The organism is Mesorhizobium sp. M7A.F.Ca.CA.002.04.1.1 (assembly GCF_004022805.1).
Taxonomy (GTDB): Bacteria; Pseudomonadota; Alphaproteobacteria; order Rhizobiales; family Rhizobiaceae; genus Mesorhizobium; species Mesorhizobium ciceri.
Genome location: NZ_RZPL01000861.1, coordinates 1 through 2,211 on the forward strand (window position 1 = coordinate 1; position 2,211 = coordinate 2,211).

Sequence of the window (2,211 nt, forward strand, 5' to 3'; positions counted from 1 at the left end):
TCGATGTCCATGACACTGGTACCAGTAAACGCTGCGGCCGACATGGCGTGGTCCTCCGGGTTTCCCTTGCGGATCAACTTCCGGTCGCTTCGTTCCAGCGCTTGACATAATCGGGTAGCTTGCTCAGCGCGTCGTCCCAGTTCGGCGACCAGATGGTCACGCCTTTCATCGCCTCCTGCGCCTTGGCGAAGTTGGCGTCATCCGGCTTGACGTCCTTGCGAGCCGGCATGCCGAGCGCAACGGAACTGATGCTCGACTGGGCTTCCTTGGAGAGCAGGAAGTCGATCAGTTTCTTGCCGTTGTCTGCGTTGGGTGCGCCGGTGACCAGGCCGATTTCATAGGGCAGCGCGAAGGTGGAGCGCACACCGTCAGGTCCAGCCGGCCAGAACACCTTGATATTGGGATTGTCGGCCATCTGCGACATGTTCATCTGCAGATCGCCATTGGCAACATGCAGCTCACCCTTGTTGACCAGCGCGGTCAGCTTGCCGGTCGAAGCGGAGGGGCCGACATTGTTGTCCTGCAGCTTCTTCATGAACTCGAAGCCGGCATCCTCGCTGCCGAAGGCGTGGATGATCTGCAGCATGACGGCGGTGCCGTCACCGGCCTGGCCGGGGGTAGAATACTGGATCTTGCCCTTGAACTTCGGGTCGAGCAGGTCGTTGTAGGCCTTTGGCGCTTCCGGCAGGACGGCACTGTTGTAGATGAAGTTCATATAGTTGTTGACCAGCGGCCGGTACTTGTCTGTGCCGCCATCGATCTGGTCGGCGGCTTCCGGCTTGTAGTCCTGCAGCAGGCCGTCAGCCGCGGCCCGCTGCACGAAGGGCGGCAAGGTCACCAGCACGTCGGCCTGCGGATTCGACTTTTCCTTGGCGACACGCTCGACGACGCCGCCGGAACCTGCCTCGATATACTGCACGGTGATGCCGGTGGCCTTGGTGAAGGCGGCGAATTCGGTCTCGAACCAGCTGCCATTGCCGTCATGCAGGCCGTCGGCGGAATAGATGGTGACGACGCCGTCGGCGAGTGCCGGTCCGACAAGAGCCGACGACGCCAACAGCGACGCGGCGAAGGCCGTAGCTATGGTTGCCTTTTGCGATTTCATGCTCAGTTCCCCTGTGATTGATGGCACATTCTGCGATGCACTGTGACGATCTCGCCTGTAGGCCGGAGCCTTATGCGGCACCGTTCGATCTCGTCGTTGTGCCGACTTTGGGGACTGACGATCGATAAGTAAAATCTATTTATTTTATGAGAGGCAAATTTTACCTGATAGTTGTCATGGAACTGTCGCAACGCTGGCCTGGCTTCGATTCCGGCCTCGCGGAAGGCCCGCGATTGGGTGCAGAGATGGTGATGGTCAGCCAAATGAAACCCCAGATGTCTGCGCCCGCAGCCGCGGGTCGAACGAACGAACGGTAACCGGCCGGCCTTCGAGAATTTCGAAGCAGCGCGCGAGCGTGTCGTCTTCGAGCCGGCGCATGGCCCCCTGCGTGAAGAAGGTGAGATGCGGAAACAGGATGACGTTGTCGCGGCCGAACAGCGCGCTCATCGGATGGCCCGATTTGGCCAGCGGCTCGACCGAATAGACGTCGAGCCCGGCGCCGCCGATGCGCCCCGAGATGATCGCCTCGACAAGGGCGGCCTCGTCGATCAGCGCGCCGCGCGAGACGTTGACGATGATAGCGGAAGGCTTCAGGCAAGCGAGCTCGGCTTCACCAATCAAGCCGCGCGTCCTGTCGTTCAGCACGCAGTGGAGGGAAACGAAATCGCAGGCGCGCAGCATGACGTGGAGGTCTTCTACCTTCTCGATGCCGGCGGTGCGCATGGTTGCGACATCGACACCGGGATCGAAGCCGAGAACGCGCGCATGAAATCCTTGGCCTGCCATGCGCGCCATGCTGCGGCCGATCTTGCCGCAGCCGACGAGCCCAAGCGTGGCGCCGGACATGTCGCGCCCCAGCCAGCGTTGCTCGGGCCAGATCCAACCATCACGTGACACCGCCGCGGTGATGGAGGGCAGCCGCTTGGCCAGCGCGATCATCAGCGCGAAGGCGCCTTCGGCGACGGTTTCCTCAGCATAATCCGGCACGTTGACAACGGGAATGCCACGCCGCATCGCGGCGGGGATGTCGATGGCATCGACGCCGACGCCATATTTGACAATGCCGTTCAATCTGGGAGCCGCCTCGATCACCCGTGCGGTGATCG

General features: G+C 61.7%; 2 protein-coding genes. Both read right to left on the bottom strand.

Going from position 1 to position 2,211, the window contains the following annotated elements; all coding sequences use genetic code 11:
- Positions 1 to 73 precede the first annotated feature (73 nt).
- A complete protein-coding gene (locus ENZ75_RS29575) occupies positions 74 to 1,105 on the bottom strand; it encodes a 2-aminoethylphosphonate ABC transporter substrate-binding protein (protein ID WP_063167536.1) in 1,032 nt (343 codons plus the stop codon).
- A 255-nt stretch (positions 1,106 to 1,360) separates the two neighbouring features.
- The coding region (locus tag ENZ75_RS29580; protein ID WP_128278538.1) for an NAD(P)-dependent oxidoreductase at positions 1,361 to 2,211 on the bottom strand (851 nt) is incomplete at its 5' end.

Excerpts from the sequence above, each read along its gene's own strand:
- ENZ75_RS29575 (WP_063167536.1), bottom strand. The coding sequence starts at position 1,105 with ATGAAATCGCAAAAGGCAACCATAGCTACGGCCTTCGCCGCGTCGCTG.